At 62.3% G+C, this 17,440-nt stretch carries 16 protein-coding genes, 2 tRNA genes and 1 pseudogene; 12 read left to right on the forward strand and 7 right to left on the reverse strand.

Features of this window, described 5'->3' with window-relative positions; translation table 11 throughout:
• The gene (locus tag YH3_RS23055) at positions 1 to 1,599 is read right to left on the reverse strand and encodes a glycoside hydrolase family 13 protein (protein ID WP_030536650.1); all 1,599 of its coding nucleotides are present in this window, start codon (positions 1,597 to 1,599) and stop codon (positions 1 to 3) included.
• 170 nt (positions 1,600 to 1,769) lie between these two features.
• Between YH3_RS23055 and YH3_RS23060 the strand changes: the two genes are divergently transcribed.
• Positions 1,770 to 2,198, forward strand: a complete 429-nt coding sequence (locus YH3_RS23060) for a cupin domain-containing protein (RefSeq protein ID WP_228401110.1) — start codon at positions 1,770 to 1,772, stop codon at positions 2,196 to 2,198.
• A gap of 4 nt (positions 2,199 to 2,202) precedes the next feature.
• Here the strand turns inward: YH3_RS23060 and YH3_RS23065 are convergent, their stop codons facing one another.
• On the reverse strand, positions 2,203 to 2,610 hold the full coding sequence (locus tag YH3_RS23065; protein WP_003944464.1) for a globin: 408 nt from the start codon (positions 2,608 to 2,610) through the stop codon (positions 2,203 to 2,205).
• 182 nt (positions 2,611 to 2,792) lie between these two features.
• Here YH3_RS23065 and YH3_RS23070 point away from each other — a divergent pair, with 182 nt between their 5' ends.
• From YH3_RS23070 to YH3_RS23080, 3 genes are all read left to right on the forward strand, one after another.
• A complete protein-coding gene (locus YH3_RS23070; RefSeq protein WP_003944465.1) occupies positions 2,793 to 3,491 on the forward strand; it encodes an HNH endonuclease in 699 nt (232 codons plus the stop codon).
• A 146-nt stretch (positions 3,492 to 3,637) separates the two neighbouring features.
• Positions 3,638 to 3,901, forward strand: coding sequence for a hypothetical protein (locus tag YH3_RS23075; protein WP_007730943.1), 264 nt, complete (start codon positions 3,638 to 3,640; stop codon positions 3,899 to 3,901).
• A complete protein-coding gene (locus YH3_RS23080; protein ID WP_003944512.1) occupies positions 3,888 to 4,367 on the forward strand; it encodes a DUF5130 domain-containing protein in 480 nt (159 codons plus the stop codon). Before YH3_RS23075 ends, YH3_RS23080 begins: the two co-directional genes overlap by 14 nt.
• A gap of 71 nt (positions 4,368 to 4,438) precedes the next feature.
• On the opposite strand, the pseudogene pepN reads toward YH3_RS23080, so the two are convergent.
• Together pepN and YH3_RS23090 are read right to left on the reverse strand one after the other, a co-directional pair.
• Positions 4,439 to 6,794 (reverse strand): annotated as a pseudogene (pepN, locus tag YH3_RS23085) (aminopeptidase N).
• A gap of 65 nt (positions 6,795 to 6,859) precedes the next feature.
• A complete protein-coding gene (locus YH3_RS23090; RefSeq protein WP_064444101.1) occupies positions 6,860 to 8,095 on the reverse strand; it encodes an NAD(P)/FAD-dependent oxidoreductase in 1,236 nt (411 codons plus the stop codon).
• Between the two features lie 166 nt (positions 8,096 to 8,261).
• On the opposite strand from YH3_RS23090, the gene YH3_RS23095 reads away from it, so the two are divergent.
• On the forward strand, positions 8,262 to 8,885 hold the full coding sequence (locus tag YH3_RS23095; RefSeq protein ID WP_003944541.1) for a DsbA family protein: 624 nt from the start codon (positions 8,262 to 8,264) through the stop codon (positions 8,883 to 8,885).
• Here YH3_RS23095 and YH3_RS23100 read toward each other — a convergent pair.
• Positions 8,873 to 9,751: a M48 family metallopeptidase gene (locus YH3_RS23100; RefSeq protein ID WP_042923839.1), complete on the reverse strand. Its 879-nt coding sequence runs from the start codon at positions 9,749 to 9,751 to the stop codon at positions 8,873 to 8,875. The two genes, YH3_RS23095 and YH3_RS23100, sit on opposite strands and share 13 nt — an antisense overlap.
• A gap of 100 nt (positions 9,752 to 9,851) precedes the next feature.
• On the opposite strand from YH3_RS23100, the gene YH3_RS23105 reads away from it, so the two are divergent.
• Together YH3_RS23105 and YH3_RS23110 are read left to right on the forward strand one after the other, a co-directional pair.
• Positions 9,852 to 10,325 carry a ribose-5-phosphate isomerase gene (locus tag YH3_RS23105; protein ID WP_003944571.1) on the forward strand — a complete coding sequence of 158 codons (474 nt, stop codon included), beginning with the start codon at positions 9,852 to 9,854 and terminating at the stop codon, positions 10,323 to 10,325.
• A gap of 15 nt (positions 10,326 to 10,340) precedes the next feature.
• On the forward strand, positions 10,341 to 11,138 hold the full coding sequence (locus tag YH3_RS23110) for an Fpg/Nei family DNA glycosylase (protein ID WP_064444102.1): 798 nt from the start codon (positions 10,341 to 10,343) through the stop codon (positions 11,136 to 11,138).
• On the opposite strand, the gene YH3_RS23115 is transcribed toward YH3_RS23110, so the two are convergent.
• Together YH3_RS23115 and YH3_RS23120 are read right to left on the reverse strand one after the other, a co-directional pair.
• Positions 11,135 to 11,905: a hypothetical protein gene (locus tag YH3_RS23115; protein WP_064444263.1), complete on the reverse strand. Its 771-nt coding sequence runs from the start codon at positions 11,903 to 11,905 to the stop codon at positions 11,135 to 11,137. The genes YH3_RS23110 and YH3_RS23115 overlap by 4 nt on opposite strands.
• Before the next feature lie 193 nt (positions 11,906 to 12,098).
• A tRNA-Gly gene (locus YH3_RS23120) sits at positions 12,099 to 12,172 on the reverse strand.
• Positions 12,173 to 12,567: 395 nt separating this feature from the next.
• Here YH3_RS23120 and YH3_RS23125 point away from each other — a divergent pair.
• From YH3_RS23125 to clpX, 5 genes are all read left to right on the forward strand, one after another.
• Positions 12,568 to 12,641, forward strand: a tRNA-Pro gene (locus tag YH3_RS23125).
• Between the two features lie 149 nt (positions 12,642 to 12,790).
• On the forward strand, positions 12,791 to 14,164 hold the full coding sequence (tig, locus tag YH3_RS23130; protein ID WP_064444103.1) for a trigger factor: 1,374 nt from the start codon (positions 12,791 to 12,793) through the stop codon (positions 14,162 to 14,164).
• 216 nt (positions 14,165 to 14,380) lie between these two features.
• The gene (locus YH3_RS23135; protein WP_007730960.1) at positions 14,381 to 14,968 is read left to right on the forward strand and encodes an ATP-dependent Clp protease proteolytic subunit; all 588 of its coding nucleotides are present in this window, start codon (positions 14,381 to 14,383) and stop codon (positions 14,966 to 14,968) included.
• Positions 14,969 to 15,016: 48 nt separating this feature from the next.
• The gene (locus YH3_RS23140; protein WP_003944539.1) at positions 15,017 to 15,679 is read left to right on the forward strand and encodes an ATP-dependent Clp protease proteolytic subunit; all 663 of its coding nucleotides are present in this window, start codon (positions 15,017 to 15,019) and stop codon (positions 15,677 to 15,679) included.
• A gap of 332 nt (positions 15,680 to 16,011) precedes the next feature.
• Positions 16,012 to 17,292: an ATP-dependent Clp protease ATP-binding subunit ClpX gene (clpX, locus tag YH3_RS23145; RefSeq protein ID WP_003944582.1), complete on the forward strand. Its 1,281-nt coding sequence runs from the start codon at positions 16,012 to 16,014 to the stop codon at positions 17,290 to 17,292.
• Positions 17,293 to 17,440 lie beyond the last annotated feature (148 nt).

Genomic DNA, 17,440 nt, shown 5'->3' on the forward strand with positions numbered 1-17,440 from the left:
TCAGATCAGCCACGCCGCAGCGTTGACGGGTAGTTGACCGTCGACGAGTGGTGCGCTGCTCAACAGCAGCTGCCCGCTCGGCAGTGCGATCGGCACCTCCGTGGTGTTGAGAGCACAGATCAGACCACCGCGTCGACGGAAAGCGAGGCAGCCGGGGGGACTGCCGTACCAATCGATGTCGGCGCCGGAGAACTCCGGCCTGGCGCTACGAAGTTCGAGGGCGGCGCGATAAAGCGAGAGCATCGAGTCGACGTCCTCGATCTGCGCCTCCACCGTAAGTGTCGACCACTCGCGTGGCATCGGCAACCAGGTGCTCGCACCGGTGGTGAATCCGAACGGGGGTTCGCTTCCTTCCCACGGAAGGGGCACTCGGCAGCCGTCGCGTCCTCGCTCGGCATGTCCGGATCGTTCCCAGACCGGGTCCTGTAGTGCCTCGTCGGGCAGGTCGACGTTCGGCAGGCCGAGTTCGGCCCCGTTGTAGATGAAGCTCGCGCCCGGAAGCGCCAGTTCGACGAGGATCATCGCCCGTGCGCGTTGGGTTCCGATCTCACCCCCGCCGTAGCGCGTGACTTCACGTTCGACGTCGTGATTCGACAGCGTCCACGTGGGCACACCCCCGACCTCGGCGACGGCCGCAAGAGAGTTCTCCACGGCCTCCCGGACGGACTCGGCGGAGAATTCGGTTTCTGCAAGTCGGAAGTTGAATCCGAGATGCAGTTCGTCTGGCCGGATGTATTCGCCGAACTTCTGGTTGTCCTTCACCCAGATCTCGCCGACGGTCATCGCCTCCGGGAACTCGTCCATGACCTTGCGGATGCCGCGGTGGATTTCGTGAACTGCCGGGTTGTTGAACCGCGGGTCGTCGTCGGAATTGCGCATGAGCTCGTTGAGCTCCCAGTCGTGGTCCGGCAAACCGTCGGGCTTGGCCATTCCGTGGGCCACGTCGATGCGGAATCCGTCGATTCCGCGCTCGAGCCAGAACCGCAGAGTCTTGGCGAGGTCGTCGAAGACCTCGGGGTTGTCCCAGTTCAGGTCGGGCTGTTCCTTGGCGAAGATGTGCAGGTACCACTGGCCGGGTGTTCCGTCGGCTTCGGTGACGCGGGTCCACGCCGGGCCGCCGAAGATGCTCGGCCAGTTGTTCGGCGGTTCGTTGCCGTTCTCACCTTTGCCGTCTCGGAAGATGTAACGGGATCGCTCCGCAGAACCGGGCGCCGACGCCAGGGCTGCCTTGAACCACTCGTGCTGATCACTCGTGTGGTTCGGGACCAGGTCCATCGTGACCTTGATTCCGCGTTCGTGGGCTGACGTGATCAGTGAATCCATCGTCGCCAGATCGCCGAACAGGGGATCGATGTCGCGAGGATCCGAGACGTCGTAGCCGTGGTCTGCCATCGGTGACTTCATCACCGGGCTCAACCAGATTGCATCGATGCCGAGCAGTTCGAGGTAGCCGAGTTTCTCCTCGACTCCGCCGAGGTCGCCGATACCGTCGCTGCCCGAATCGGCAAAAGAACGCGGATAGATCTGATAGAAGACCGCCTCGTTCCACCACGGGGCTTCGGGCCGGCTTACAGAGGACGAATCCGCGGGGGTGCTCACAGCAGTTCATAGTGCCAAACGTCTGGCACTCTCACGACTTGGACACGGCAAAAGCGTGACTCTTTACCTAGCCTTGGTGTACTTTGCATTCACGCGGTGACACCATGTGGCAACTTTGGTGTTACTGCCGGGGGATAAGTATTCGGGAATTCAACCAAGGGGGCTTGGCCTTGACTTTGTCGGCAATCGAAGCGGTCAGTTTGGATCATGTACTGCTCGAAGATGATCCGATCAACCGCGACTGGATAATCTTCGGCACACCGGTTGCACGGTCGGCGCAATGGTCGGCGAGTAAAGACGGGACCACGACTACACACGTCTGGGATTGCACGAAGGGGCGCTTCCGCTGGTACTTCCACGCGGACGAAATCGTGCACATCATCGAAGGGTCGGTCACCGTTCAGGCCGACGGAATCGCCGAGCGAACCCTGAGTGTCGGCGATGCCGCACTCTTCCGTGCGGGCAGTTGGTCGGAGTGGGAGGTCGAAGAGTACGTGCGCAAGCATGCAATCTTGAGTTCGCCCCTGCATCCCACGGTGTCGTTCGGGGTACGAGCAGTCCGCCGGGTCGCGCGCGTGTTCAGGCCGAAGGCTAGGTAGACGGTCAGATAGCGGAGTTCACCATGGACGCGGCAGCCATCTCCATGTAGTCGATCAACTGCTTGCGGTGCACCGGGCTCAGAGTCTTCTCGTCGATGGACGCGATGGCGACGTGCATGCACCGCAGCCACGCATCACGCTCGATCGGGCCGATCACGAATGGATTGTGGCGCATCCGCAGACGCGGGTGTCCACGCTCCTCCGAGTACGTGTGCGGTCCGCCCCAGTACTGCTCGAGGAACATCCGCATCCGCCGCTCGGCCGGGCCGAGATCGGCCTCGGGGTAGAGCGGGCGCACAACCTCGTCCTTCGCGACTTCTTCGTAAAATCGCGCGGTGAGCTTGTGAAACGTCTCGGCTCCGCCGACGGCGTCGTAGAAGGTCTGCTGCACGTCGTGCTGTACGTCATTCATGGCAAGTTCCATTGTGCCTGACGGCCGTAGTGGTCGGTTTCCGGGTCGACGACGGTTGTATCGAGTCGGAGTGCGTACCCATTCACCGGAAATTCACCGGCCGTCCTGGCAATTTTGTTCGAAATGGGAGTGCGTAACGCGATCATCCGTGGTCAACTTGGGGGCAGTCTCCCGGAGGTCGTATGAAGAACCGACATGCTGCACGCAATCACCGACAACTCCAGCCCACTAGCGCGCGGAACGACCACGCGTTAGGGGCTGTTCTGGAAGTTGTTCCTGACGGGTTCGCGCACACTGCCGACCCACTCTTTTCCGACGAGCATTCTCACCTCGAGATGTTCCCTCCCGATCGCGTAGTCCCCGAGTGGGTGAAACGTCGGGTGCTACTGCTCAACGTCACGTACGAACCGCTGACCGCCCTTCCTGCCAGGCGCGCGGTCGTACTGATGGCCTGCGGCAAGGCCGATACCGTCCACGAGGACGAACAGGGCCCGGTAGTCCATTCCGCGGACTGGTCGGTGCAGGTTCCCTCGGTCATTCGATTGCGCACCTACGTGCGCGTTCCATATCGCGCCCGCATCCCCATGACTCGTGCCGCGCTGATGCATCGTGACCACTTCCGATGTGCGTACTGCGGAGCCAAAGCCGAAACCATCGACCACGTCGTTCCTCGCAGCAGAGGTGGCGGGCATTCGTGGGAGAACTGCGTCGCGTGCTGTGCCCCCTGCAATCACCGCAAGGCCGACAAGATGCTCAGCGAACTCGGATGGACCCTCCGTGCGGAATTGGTCCCGCCGTCCGGACCTCACTGGCGTCTGCTCGCGGCGACCAAGGAATTGCATCCGGCGTGGATGCCTTATCTCGGCGTGGGCGCAGCCTGAGCTATGTGTCGGCGTGGGCGCAGCCTGAGCAATGTGTCGGCGTGGGCGCAGCCTGAATTGAGTTCTAGCGTCACCGAAACGAAATTGCCCGAGAATTTGTGGCCCTGACGCTTTCCTTCCTGGCGTTCTGGGCTACGTTATCTGGTGTGAGCATTCTCGAGGTAGTACTGATATACGTTGGGATTCCGGCCTTGATCACCGCGTTCTTCGCGGCTGCGTCCTTCCTCGGGAAGAAGACGCCGGGACCGGTTCCGCCGGCGTTCCATCTCGGTGAGTCGTGGGATCACGCTCCCGTGCTGTGGAGTGCTGTCGACGAGGTCACCGTTCGCGGTGGCCATCACGGCAGTGCACACGCAATCGAAGCCGGTTCGGCTGATCTGATCGGAGGGTCCGCAAGTGGCAAGTGGTGATCATTCGACCGCGCTCGCAGTAGCGCCCGAGGACCTGCCCGTCGGCAGCGTCGTCACGTCCAGTGGACGAGTATCCGGTGTGCATCGCATCGGCGAGCCGTTCACCGACGATCTTCCGTTCGAGACCATGGATCTGGTCGCGCTCGACGTCGCGATGACCGAAGCGACGCGGGCCACCAAGGTGCGGTTCAACGCGTACGTCGGTGATCTCGGTTCTGATCCGGCAGCGGGTGCCGACGCATTGTTCCCGACCACGCCCGAAGCCGAGCGTTCCGTCCTGATCGCCGTTTCGCCCAACCAGCGCACCGTCGAGGTTCGCAGCGGTCGGGCAATCGCCGATCGGGTCACCGATCGTGTTACCCAGCTCGGAGCAACGGCAGCTGTTGCATCCTTCAGTGAAGGCAACCTGATCGACGGACTGATCAGTGCCATCCGCGTTATGGCAGCCGCAATTTCAGCGCCGTAACTGTTTGTCAGACACAGGCCGGTGCCCGCGTCGATTCGTGAGAATCGACGCGGGCACCGGCCTTTTGCATGTCAGCTCGCGTCGAACTTTCGTGCTGCGAGTGAACGAACCACGCCGGCCTGGCCTTCGACGACCAGGCGACGCAACGCGGGAGGGATGTCGCCTTCGAGGAACCGGTCTGCTGCCGCTACGGATTCGTCCGAGATCGACCACGACGGGTACCGCCGCGGCTTGACGAGCGCCCGCAGCGGTCGGGTCACGCTGAGCTTCGGCGTCGATGAATGGAGTTGCGGTTCCTTCGGCGTCGATCTCACCGGCGGCCGCGAGTGCCCCGACGATGCGCCAGCGCAGGTCCGTGTCGACGATCAGGCCGTCGAGCCCAACGGTGGAGGGATCGGCGTCGAGCAATTCGCGCAGTACCTCGGTGTGCCACGGGGAGAGTGCTGCGCCGGTGAGTGCGTTGACGAATGCCAGCTGGTGGTCGGACCCGGCCTCTGCCTCACGTGCGAGTTCGAGCAACCGATTGGCGAAGCTCGCCGCGCCTTCGGCCTCGGCCCAGGCCGGATCTGCGTAGGAGCCGATGGCGGTTTGGGCTTGGAGCAAGAGACGTTGCACCACACCGACTTCGGTCTCCGAACTGATGCCGCGCTCGACCAGCGCGACGAAGTCGCGTGCCTTCAGTTCGGCTTGACGGGTCATTTCCCACGCTGCCGACCAGACCAGGGTGCGGGGGAGTGAGTCGGTGATGTCGCCGACCCGCTCGATCGCCGTCGCCAACGATTCGGGATCGAGTCGCACGGAGCCGTAGGTGAGATCGTCGTCGTTGACCAACACGAGTGCACCGCGGGCGACGCCGACAAGTTCGGGGACATCCGTGCTTTCCACGGCATCGAGGTCGAGTTCGACGCGATGGCTTCGCACCAACTTGCCGTCGACGTCGTCGTAGATTCCGATGGCGATCCGGTGGATTCGACGCTCCCCGGCGCCTGGTGCAGCACCGTCCTGCAGGACGGCGAAGCGGGTGAACTTTCCGTCTGCGTCGACATCGAAGTCGGGGCGCAGGATGTTCAAACCGGTAGTCTTGAGCCACTGCCGACCCCAGTCGGAAAGGTCACGGCCCGAGGACTTTTCGAGTGAGCCCAGCAGATCGTCGAATGTTGCGTTTCCGAATGCGTGCTCACGGAAGTACTCACGCAGTCCGGCGAGGAACGGCTCGAGTCCGACGTATGCCACCAACTGCTTGAGGACGCTGGCGCCCTTCGCGTAGGTGATGCCGTCGAAGTTCACCTCGACGGCGGCCAGGTCCGGAATGTCCGCGGCAATCGGGTGCGTCGACGGCAACTGGTCCTGGCGGTACGCCCACGACTTCTCGACGTTGGCGAACGTCGTCCAGGCGTTCGTGTACTCCGTGGCCTCGGTCTGGCACAGGACCGAAGCGAAGGTCGCGAACGACTCGTTGAGCCACAGGTCGTCCCACCACGCCATCGTGACGAGGTCGCCGAACCACATGTGCGCCATTTCGTGCAGGACCGTTTCGGCACGACGCTCGTACGAGTAGCGGGTCACCTTGGAGCGGAAGACGTAGTCCTCGAGGAATGTCACGGCGCCGGCATTCTCCATCGCGCCGGCATTGAATTCGGGGACGAAGAGCTGGTCGTACTTGCCGAAAGCATAGGGAACACCGAAGTTGCGGTGATAGAAGTCGAATCCCTGCTTGGTCTCGGTGAACAGTCGCTCCTCGTCCATGAACTCGGCCAGTGAAGCGCGGCAGAAGATTCCGAGCGGGATGTCGCCGTGCTCGTCGGAGTAGTTGTCGGTCCACTGCGCGTAGGGACCGGCGATGAGCGCCACCAGGTACGTGCTCATCTTCGGGGTGGTCCTGAAGACGTGCTTGCCGGGATCGGCGGCAAGGGTCTCGACGACCGCGGAGTTGGAGATGACCTTCCACGACGTGGGAGCGGTGACGCGGACGTCGAACGTGGCCTTGAGATCAGGCTGATCGAAGCACGCGAACATGCGCTTGGCGTCGGCCGTCTCGAACTGTGAATAGAGGTAGACGGAGTCATCGGTCGGGTCGACGAATCGGTGCAGTCCCTCGCCGGTGTGGGAGTAGATGCAATCGGCCTCGATGACCAACTCGTTGTCGGTAGCGAGATCAGGCAGGCTGATGCCCGTCGACTCGTCGTAGCCGGAGACGTCGAGCGCGGTGCCGTTGAGGACCGCGGAATGGACTCTGGCCGCGACGATGTCGATGAAGCTGCTTGCTCCGGCCGTGGCGGTGAACGTGACGGTGGTCTTCGAGGAGAACGTCTCCTCGCCGGGTGCGTCTTTGCCGTCGGTGAGATCGAGTTCGATCAGGTAGTTCTCGACGGTCAGGATTGCTGACCGTTGCGCTGCGGTTTCGCGTGTCAGGTTCGGTGCGACCACAAAGATCTCCTCGTAGATGGTGCGGATCTATTACGTCCATCCCATCACGAAGAGAACGACTTCACTCAAGCGGACACTTCTGCCAGCGGAATCTCCGGATCGGCCAACCGCTCCGGATCGACGGGACGCGAAGACGCGACCAATTCCTTGATGGCGTCACCGGCATCCCAGATGTTCACGTTCATGCCGGCGAGCACCTTGTTCGCGGAATCGAGCCAGAACGCCAGGAACTCGCGCTTGTCGACGTCGCCGCGAGTGACGACACGGGAGTAGCCGCCGTGCGGTGCGTGACCTACGTATTCCATTCCGAGGTCGTACTGATCGGTGAAGAAATACGGCATGCGGACGTACTCGGCGGGCCGTCCCAACATGGTCTCTGCGGCCGTCTCGGGTTGGTTGAGTGCGTTTGCCCAGTGCTCCACCCGAATTCGTGCATTCAGAATCGGATGCTGTGCGGCCGCGATGTCACCCACTGCGACCACGTCGGGGTCGCTGCTCTGCAGACCGGCGTCGACGAGAACCCCGTTGTCGACGTCGATACCCGCCTCCGATGCCAACTCGGTGTTCGGCAATGCGCCGACAGCGATCAACACGGCGTCGGCCGGAATCACGGTTCCATCGCTCAAAGTGACGCCCGAGGCGTGACCGCCGTCGACAGAGATTGCAGTGACGTCCGTGCCGGTGCGTAAGTCCACCCCGTTCTGGCGGTGCAGCGCGGCGAAGACCTCACCCATTTCCGGGCCGAGGGTCGATTGGAGCGGAAGGCCGGCATGTTCGAGCACGGTGACCTCGACGTCGAAACCGCGAGCCGACGCGGCAATTTCGAGGCCGATCCAGCCGGCACCGACCACGACGAGCTTCTTGTCGGCGGCCAGGGTGCGCAGCAGCGCGGCGGCCTGATCGACTGTTCGCACGTAGTGAACGCCCTCGGCGTCGGATCCCGGGATGTCGAGGCGCCGCGACCGCGAACCGGTGGCCAAGGCGAGCTTGTCGTAGCTGATCGTGGAACCGTCCGGAAGTGACACGGTGTGCGCAGCGGGGTCGATGGCCGTTGCCGTCGTTCCCGGGCGAAGATCGACATGATGGTCGCGGAACCACTCGCCGTCGTGGACGGTGAATTCGGGGAGCGTCTTCTTGCCGGCGAAGAACTCTTTCGACAGCGGCGGACGCTCGTACGGGAGGTGGTCTTCTTCACTCAGTACGGTGATCTCACCGTCGAAATCTCTGTCACGCAGGGCTTCTGCGATCTTTGCGCCCGCGAGCCCGCCGCCGACGATCACGAATCTCCGGTTGGTGCTCATTACTGAACCACTCCTTCGTACTCGTTTCTTTTCGACACTACTGCGATCGGGAGGTGGTTCGGGGGAAAGCGCGGGAAGGATTGGGGGTTCATGATTGTTGGCAGAACGGGAGTATGTCCCCGAACTGATATGACCTGACCGACATGAACTGATAGGGAGTTTCTTCGTGAGCGCAACCTCGAGCAAGACCACGGACACTGCTGACTTCTGGTTCGATCCGCTCTGCCCGTGGTGCTGGATCACCTCACGCTGGATTCTCGAGGCCCAGCAGGTACGCGACATCGAGGCCAAGTTCCACGTGATGAGCCTTGCGGTTCTCAACGAGGGCCGTGACCTTCCCGACGAGTACCGGGAGATGATGACCAAGGCCTGGGGCCCGGTCCGTGTCGCCATCGCTGCAGCGCAGCTGAAGGGTGACGAGATCCTGCTGCCGCTGTACACGGCGATGGGGACGAAGATTCACAACGAGGGAAACAAGGACTTCGCCGACGTCATCAAGTCGTCCCTTGCCGAGGTCGGCCTGCCACCTGAACTGGCCGAGGCCGCCGACACCGACAAGTACGACGAGGCTCTGCGCGAGAGCCACCACAAGGGCATGGACGCCGTCGGACCCGACGTCGGAACCCCGACGATCCATGTCAACGGTGTGGCGTTCTTCGGCCCCGTGCTCTCACGCATCCCGCGCGGCGAGGACGCAGGCAAGGTGTGGGACGGCGCAGTCGCGCTGGCCGGCTACCCCCACTTCTTCGAGCTCAAGCGGACCCGCAACGAGGATCCTCAGTTCGACTGAGCGGCAGTGAGCGCCGGATTTCGGTAGAGCTGACCCGGCCGGAAGAACAGATGCCCTGAGTGCGTGCGGTTGCGAAGCGCAGCCGCACGCCAGGTCAGCACCGGATGCGACGACAAGATGTTGACGAACCACGGGAAGAACCCGGATTCGAGTGTCGCCCGATCGGCCAGTTCGTCGAACCCGACCAGACCCACCAGATACTTTCCCGCGCCGAGGACGCCCATCGCGCCCGGTGCACCCTGAGGGCGCATGTGAAAGCCGAAGTTGTCCGCCGTGTACTCCATGGAACGCGACAGCGAAGACCCGATCACCGGAATGTAGTTCGACGCGAACTGTCCCCACTGGCGCCAGTACGACGCATGCCCGGCAGCGATGTGGCCGACCTCGTGGCCGATGATGAATGCGAGCGCATCGGGCTCGCGTGCCTGCCCACCGACTTCGAACAGGTCGCTGTAGACGACGACGAAACGGCGAAATCCGTGCCCCGACGCAAACGCGTTGATCCGTCCGTTCCCCAGCACGACGTAGGCATCCGGCGGAGTTTTCATGCCGAACCGTGCCGCAGCCTCGGCAACCAGCTGATACCCCTCCGGAAACTGTGAAGGCGTCATCTTGATTCCGTTGACCTGTTGCGATCCGTACAGCTGACCTCGCGCGAGGAACAGCAGGATCGGAGCCGCGAGCACCACGAGGATCCACGTCGACAGATCACCCGCAGCGATCAGAACGATCGCCACCACATAAGTGACGACCGTCGTCAGCACCGCGAGCACGAGTAGCGGGATTTCCCACGGGTGGCGAACGGCGTCACTGCCCGGTGACACACGAACGGCGGGTGCAGCGGCCTGGCCGTTGACGGGGTACATGGGCACCACGATAGGTGTGCTCGCGCGGCGATGCCTGTTCCTGAAAGTGTGACGTCGACCCGGGTGCGCCCGGCTGGTCGGGCCTGAGAGAATTGTCGCCATGCGCGTATACCTGGGTGCCGACCATGCCGGATTCGAACGTAAGAACGAGATCATCGAACACCTGAAAGCGAACGGCCACGAGGCCATCGACTGTGGTGCTCACGAGTACGACGCCGTGGACGACTACCCGGCTTTCTGCATCGAAGCCGCAAAGCGCGTCGTCGCCGACGAGGGCAGCCTGGGAATCGTCCTGGGTGGCAGTGGCAACGGCGAGCAGATCGCCGCGAACAAGGTTCCCGGCGCACGGTGCGCCCTCGCTTGGAGCGTCGAAACGGCGAAGCTGGCACGTGAGCACAACAACGCTCAGCTGATCGGCATCGGCGGACGTATGCATTCCCTCGAGGAATCGCTTGCCATCGTCGACGCTTTCCTCGCCACCGCATGGTCGGGTGAAGAGCGCCACCAGCGTCGTATCGACATCCTGTCCGAGTACGAGAAGACCGGCGTCGCACCGGCTCTGCCGCAAGCCTGATCCGAAAGTTGTTCCGTGCCTGAAGGTCATACCCTGCACCGGCTGGCACGGTTGCATGCCCGCAAGTTCGTCGGTTCACCGGTCCGCGTCCTCAGTCCGCAAGGCAGATTCGCCGAGGACGCGCGCCTGGTGGACGGACACGTACTCACGTCCTCGGATGCCTGGGGAAAGCACCTCTGGCACACGTACGACAACGGTCTGACAGTTCACGTACACCTCGGGTTGTACGGAAAGTTCACCGACGCCGCCCTGCCGATGGAAGAACCGGTAGGCCAGGTCCGGATGCGAATGGTCGGTGCCGACTTCGGCACCGACCTTCGTGGTCCCACCGCCTGCGAAGTCCTGCTACCTCCTCAGGTCGCCGCGATCGAGGCCAGACTCGGGCCGGACCCACTGCGCCGCGACGCGGATCCAGAGAAGACCTGGTTGCGAATCTCCAAGTCCAAGACGGCAATCGGCGCCCTGCTGATGGACCAGGCGGTCCTGGCGGGTGTCGGCAACGTCTATCGCGCCGAACTTCTCTTTCGTCACGGAATCAACCCTGAACGACCGGGGAATCTCGTCTCTCACGGCGAGTGGACCGCCATGTGGGCAGACCTAGTCGAATTGATGAAAGTCGGCGTCAGACGGGGGAAGATGCACGTCGTTCGCGCCGAGCACGACAACGGAGATCCGGCGTACGCGAAGGATCGTCCGCGTACCTATGTCTACAGAAGAGCAGGATCGCCGTGCCGCGTGTGCGGCACACCGATCCTGCATTCCGTCATGAAGGCACGAAACCTGTTCTGGTGCCCGGTGTGTCAGTCGGCTTAGAAGTCGAAGCCTCCGAAGTCGCCGCCACCGAAATCGCCGCCTCCGAAGTCCCCGTAGTCGCTGCCTCCACCGTCTGCGGTGAAATCGGTGTTGTCGATACTTCCTTGGTCGGCGCCGGGATCACCGGCGTCCATACCCTGATCTCCCGAGTCACCGGAGCCTGTATCGGCGCCGGAATCGCCGCCCTGTGCGAAAGCCTCTGCGCCGTAAGGAACCCCGGCCATGCCGGAGAACATGGTCGAAAACAGCATCATCGAACCCAGACCCCAGGCGCCGGCGACGAGTGCAGGCTTCCACCAGGGTTCGGAGTACCAGCCGGCCGGGACCGGGCGTCCGGCGACTCGGCCACCGGGGTAGTAGTTGGGTGTGTGCGACGACGGATTGGGTGATGCGGCGACCTTGCGGCCCTCGAATTCGACCTCACGGTCTTCGGTGACCGAACCGGCAGCCTTCTGTCCGTCGATGGAAGGAACTTCCGGTCCCGGATCCATGCCCATCGCCACCCGTGCCGCGCGGATGTAGTAAAGCCCTTCCAGTGCAGTCTGTTTCGCGAGACGTGCTTGGACCGGCGTTGCGGCCTGATCGATCTGCGAGCCTGCGGCGTTGTACCGTTCGGCCGCGTCGGCGAGGGCTTGGCGCGACGCGTCGTCACTGCCGGTCAGGTTGTAGACCTGACCGCCGAGGCGTTCGATCGCCTGCCGGGCATCGGCTTTCGCATCGTCGAGTTGTGTTGCGCTGTGGCCGGAACCGCGTTGCTGGCTTTTCATGACCAGAAATACGACTACGGCCAGAACGACGAGTATGAGAAGAATCGTGGTCACGAGTGGCCTCCCGAGCAGAATCGATCCGGACAACTCCAGGATACGGACCGCAGGGGGGTGGTCTGAGTGGACAAAGTCGGAATACAAAAAATCCGCACCGGCTGGGCCGGTGCGGATCTTTGTGGAGTTTCCCTCTTGATGGAGGGGATGACGGGAATCGAACCCGCGTGATCAGTTTGGAAGACTGAGGCTCTACCATTGAGCTACATCCCCGTGCATACGACAACTCGGGATCGCCGTGTTCGTCGTCTGCGATACGGAACTGTACCCAATGCCCCACCGGATTTCATAATCGGGGGGTCGGAGAAGTTCGAGACCGTCGTTCACCTGGGGAATTGGCGAATTGCTCGGCGAGTCGGGGTGTCTCGGCCGCAGGCGCGACTTCTGATTCCGGCTCTGAATGGCAGTTGAGGCAAGGCTGTATGTGGCTGCCGTCGGATGACATACTGACGGGGTCGACAGCCGGGCCGTGTACAAATGGCGGTCGGGTTCGTGAGAGAGTAGTGAGCGCGATAGGGTTGTGCGCGGTCACCGATGGTGGCTGCCTTTGTGGCCCGCTGTCTTAGTGGCCTCGGATGGCCGTATCGTGTGTTTCATGTGATCGGAAACGGGATGTAGCGCAGCTTGGTAGCGCATCCGCTTTGGGAGCGGAGGGTCGCAGGTTCAAATCCTGTCATCCCGACAAGTACGTACATGGCACTTCACCTCCAGTAAGTCCGGGAGTGAAGTGCCGCGCCAGACAGCAGTACCGAACACACAGCACTACCGAACACACAGCAGTACCGATTCAACACAAGTTGTGAGCAAGACCAGACGAAGGAGCGAAGTTTCGTGAAGAGCACCGTCGAGCAGCTCAGCCCGACGCGAGTCCGTATCAACGTTGAGGTGCCCTTCGCGGAACTCAAGTCTGATTTCGACAAGGCCTACAAGGCCCTCGCGCAGCAGATTCGTCTCCCCGGCTTCCGTCCCGGCAAGGCTCCGGCCCGCCTCCTCGAAGCGCGTGTCGGTCGCGGCGCTGTGCTCGAGCAGGTCGTCAACGACGCTCTGCCGTCGCGTTACTCCGAGGCTGTCACCAGCGCCGGCGTGAAGGCCATCGGCCAGCCCGAGATCGAGGTCACCAAGATCGAAGACGGCGAGCTCCTCGAGTTCACCGCCGAGGTCGACGTGCGCCCGGAGATCGAGCTCCCTGACTTCAGCTCCATCAACGTCGAGGTCGATCCGATCGAGATCACCGACGAAGCCATCGAAGAGCAGCTGCTTTCGCTGCGTCAGCGTTTCGGCACCCTCTCCGGCGTCGACCGCGCAGTCGAGGACGGCGACTTCGTCTCCATCGATCTGTCGGCCACCGTCGACGGCGAGAACGTTGCCGAGGCAACCGCGAGCGGACTGTCGCACGAGGTCGGTTCGGGCCAGCTCATCGAGGGCCTCGACGAAGCCATCATCGGCCTCAAGGCGGGGGAGTCCAAGGACTTCACGTCGACGCTGGTCGCCGGCGAGTACGCAGGCAAGGAAGCTGTTGTCACCGTGACCGTGCAGACGGTCAAGGAGCGCGAGCTTCCGGCTGAGGACGACGAGTTCGCTCAGCTCGCCAGCGAGTTCGACACCCTGGAAGAACTGAAGGCTGACCTCCGTGAGCGCGTCGCACGCGTCCGCAAGGTCGAGCAGGCCGGTCAGATCCGCGACAAGGTTCTCGAGCAGCTGCTCGAGACCGTCGAGGTTCCGTTGCCGGAGGCTGTCGTCAAGGCTGAGGTCGACGCTGCACTGCACGACGCCGTTCACGGTCTCGATCACGACGAAGAGGCACTGAACAAGCTCCTCGAAGAGCAGGGCAGCAGCCGCGAAGAGTTCGACAAGGATGCACAGGAAGCCGCTGAGCGCTCCGTCAAGACGCAGCTCTTGCTCGACTCGATTGCCGATGCGGGCAACGTCACCGTCGGTCAGGACGAGCTCACCGAGCGCATCCTGTTCCAGGCGCAGCGTTACGGTATGGCTCCTGAGCAGTTCATCCAGCAGATCCAGCAGGCCAACCAGCTCGGCGCCGTCTTCGCAGACGTCCGTCGTGGCAAGGCTCTCGCGTCCGTCGTCGAGTCGGCCGGTGTCAAGGACACCTCCGGCGCAGTTGTCGACACCGCAGAGCTGTTCGGCAGCAGTGAGGCCGAAACCGAAGCGGACGAGTCTGATTCCGCCGAGAGCGAAGACAAGTAAAAACGCAGGCGGACGGGTGTTTTCACCACGATCGACTGCACTGAGTTTTCCGCTTTGAGCGAAGTAGGGCGGCACCGGGACTCCGGTGCCGCCCTACTTCGTTACTGTCTGTGTCAGTAGAAGTGTTTCGCATAGACGATCCACCGCACAAGTAGATCCACATAGAAGGCAGGTACCGTGACTTCCAATCACCTGGAGACTTTGCAGAGTCCCGCCATGACTTCAGCGACCGCTGGGTTGAACCTCAGCGACTCGGTGTACGAGCGCTTGCTGCGAGAGCGCATCATTTTCCTCGGTACCCAGGTCGACGACGACATCGCCAACAAGCTGTGCGCACAGATCCTGCTGCTCTCGGCCGAGGACCCGACGCGAGACATCTCGCTCTACATCAACTCGCCCGGTGGATCCGTGACCGCAGGTATGGCGATCTTCGACACGATGCAGTTCGCCGAGTGCGACATCGCCACCTTCGGCATGGGCCTTGCGGCGTCGATGGGTCAGTTCCTGCTCTCGGCAGGCACCAAGGGCAAGCGCTACGCACTGCCTCACGCCCGCATCATGATGCACCAGCCGTCCGCCGGCATCGGTGGTTCCGCCAGTGACATCGCGATCATGGCCGAGCAGTTCAAGCACACCAAGCGCGAAATGGCCGAGCTGATTGCTCAGCACACCGGCCAGACGGTCGAGCAGATCACCGCGGACTCCGACCGTGACCGTTGGTTCACGGCGAAGGAAGCTCTCGAGTACGGCTTCGTCGACCACGTCGTCTCCCGTGCGAATCAGGCCGGCGGCACCGGCAACTGAGCCGGTTCGCCCATCCTTTCGCTGCCCAATTCATACTTTGGAGAACTGATGACCAATCTTTTCGGAGCTAACTCGCTGGGCGGCCAGGCGCCGTCGGGCCCCCAATCGCGTTACATCCTGCCCCAGTTCACGGAGCAGACCAGCTACGGCGTCAAGACGTCCGACCCGTACAACAAGCTGTTCGAGGAGCGCATCATCTTCCTCGGCTCGCAGGTCGACGACGTCTCCGCCAACGACCTCATGGCGCAGTTGCTGGTTCTCGAATCGCAGGATCCGGACCGCGACATCACCATGTACATCAACTCGCCCGGTGGTTCTTTCACCGCGCTGATGGCGATCTACGACACGATGCAGTACGTCCGTGCCGACATTTCCACCGTCTGCCTCGGTCAGGCTGCTTCGGCAGCTGCCGTGCTTCTGGCCGGCGGTACGCCGGGCAAGCGCTTCGCGCTCCCCAACTCGCGCATTCTGATCCACCAGCCGGCTACGGGCGGCATCCAGGGTCAGGTTTCCGATCTGGAGATCCAGGCTGCGGAGATCGAGCGTATGCGTCGGCTCATGGAGAGCACGCTGTCGCTGCACACGGGTAAGGATCCGGAGACCATCCGCGTCGACACCGATCGCGACAAGATCCTCACGGCCGAGCAGGCCAAGGAGTACGGCATCATCGACGACGTGCTGGCTTACCGGAAGCTCAGCGCACAGAAGTAGTCGATTTCCGCCTCGTGTCGAGGATCTGTTACCCGATTCCCGACACGAGGCGGACACGTCGAGAAGTGCCTGGTGGAGCGCTTGCCAGGCTGAAATCTCGACTCTTTTCTTTTTTATCCGCAGACGAAACGCCGAGAACAGGTCGACCCCGTTCGGGATCTGCGGGTACCGTCACTTCACGGGCTGGTTCTCGACCGGCGTTCTGCGATTGTTCGACCAGATTTGTTCGATCAGTTTGTCTGATCTGACAACTACCGAAGTACTGCGGAGCGTCTCGACCGATCGAGTGGCGGCGAGTGCACGTACATGATGGAAAGTAGGGACCTCACGAGATGGCACGCATCGGCGACGGCGGGGATCTGCTCAAGTGCTCTTTCTGCGGTAAGAGTCAGAAGCAGGTCAAAAAGCTCATTGCAGGACCCGGGGTGTACATCTGCGACGAGTGCATCGACCTCTGCAACGAGATCATCGAAGAGGAATTGGCCGAATCGAGCGAGGTCAAGCTCGACGAGCTTCCCAAGCCTGCGGAGATCCGAGAATTCCTCGAGAACTACGTCATCGGTCAGGACTCCGCCAAGCGGACGTTGGCCGTGGCCGTCTACAACCACTACAAGCGCATTCAGGCCGGCGACAAGGGCCGTGACGCGCGGGGTGAGACGGTTGAGCTCGCGAAATCCAACATCTTGATGCTCGGCCCCACCGGCTGTGGCAAGACGTATCTCGCTCAGACTCTCGCGAAGATGCTCAACGTCCCGTTCGCCATCGCTGACGCGACGGCGTTGACCGAGGCCGGTTACGTCGGTGAGGACGTCGAGAACATTCTGCTCAAACTGATTCAGGCTGCCGACTACGACGTCAAGCGCGCCGAGACCGGAATCATCTACATCGACGAGGTCGACAAGATCGCCCGTAAGAGCGAGAACCCGTCGATCACGCGTGACGTCTCCGGCGAAGGCGTTCAGCAGGCGTTGCTGAAGATCCTCGAAGGTACGCAGGCGAGCGTCCCGCCGCAGGGTGGCCGTAAGCATCCGCACCAGGAATTCATTCAGATCGACACCACGAACGTGCTGTTCATCGTCGCGGGCGCTTTCGCAGGTCTCGAGCGGATCGTCTCCGATCGTGTCGGCAAGCGCGGTATCGGTTTCGGCGCCGAGGTTCGGTCGAAGGCCGAACTGGATACGGTCGATCGTTTCGCCGAGGTCATGCCGGAGGATTTGATCAAGTTCGGTCTGATTCCCGAGTTCATCGGCCGTTTGCCGATGATCGCGTCGGTGACCAACCTCGACAAGGAATCGCTCGTTCAGATCTTGTCGGAGCCCAAGAACGCTCTCGTCAAGCAGTACCGTCGCCTGTTCGACATGGACGGCGTCGAGCTCGAGTTCACCGAAGAAGCGCTCGACGCTATCGCCGATCAGGCGATCTTGCGTGGAACCGGCGCTCGTGGCCTGCGCGCAATCATGGAAGAGGTTCTTCTTCCCGTGATGTACGACATTCCCAGCCGTGACGACGTCGAAAAGGTGGTCGTCACCGCGGAGACCGTCAACGACAACGTACTTCCGACCATCGTTCCGCGTAAGCCGGAACGTGGCGAGCGTCGCGACAAGACGGCGTAGAACTTCAAAACGACTGTGGCCCGGTATCTCTCGCGAGATGCCGGGCCACAGTGGTTCGTGCAACACAGTGGTTCGTGCAACACAGTGGTTCGTGCAACACAGTGGTTCGTGCAACACAGTGGTTCGTGCAGGATGTCTGTCGGGTATT

This window comes from Rhodococcus sp. YH3-3 (assembly GCF_001653035.1).
Lineage (GTDB): Bacteria > Actinomycetota > Actinomycetes > Mycobacteriales > Mycobacteriaceae > Rhodococcus_F > Rhodococcus_F qingshengii.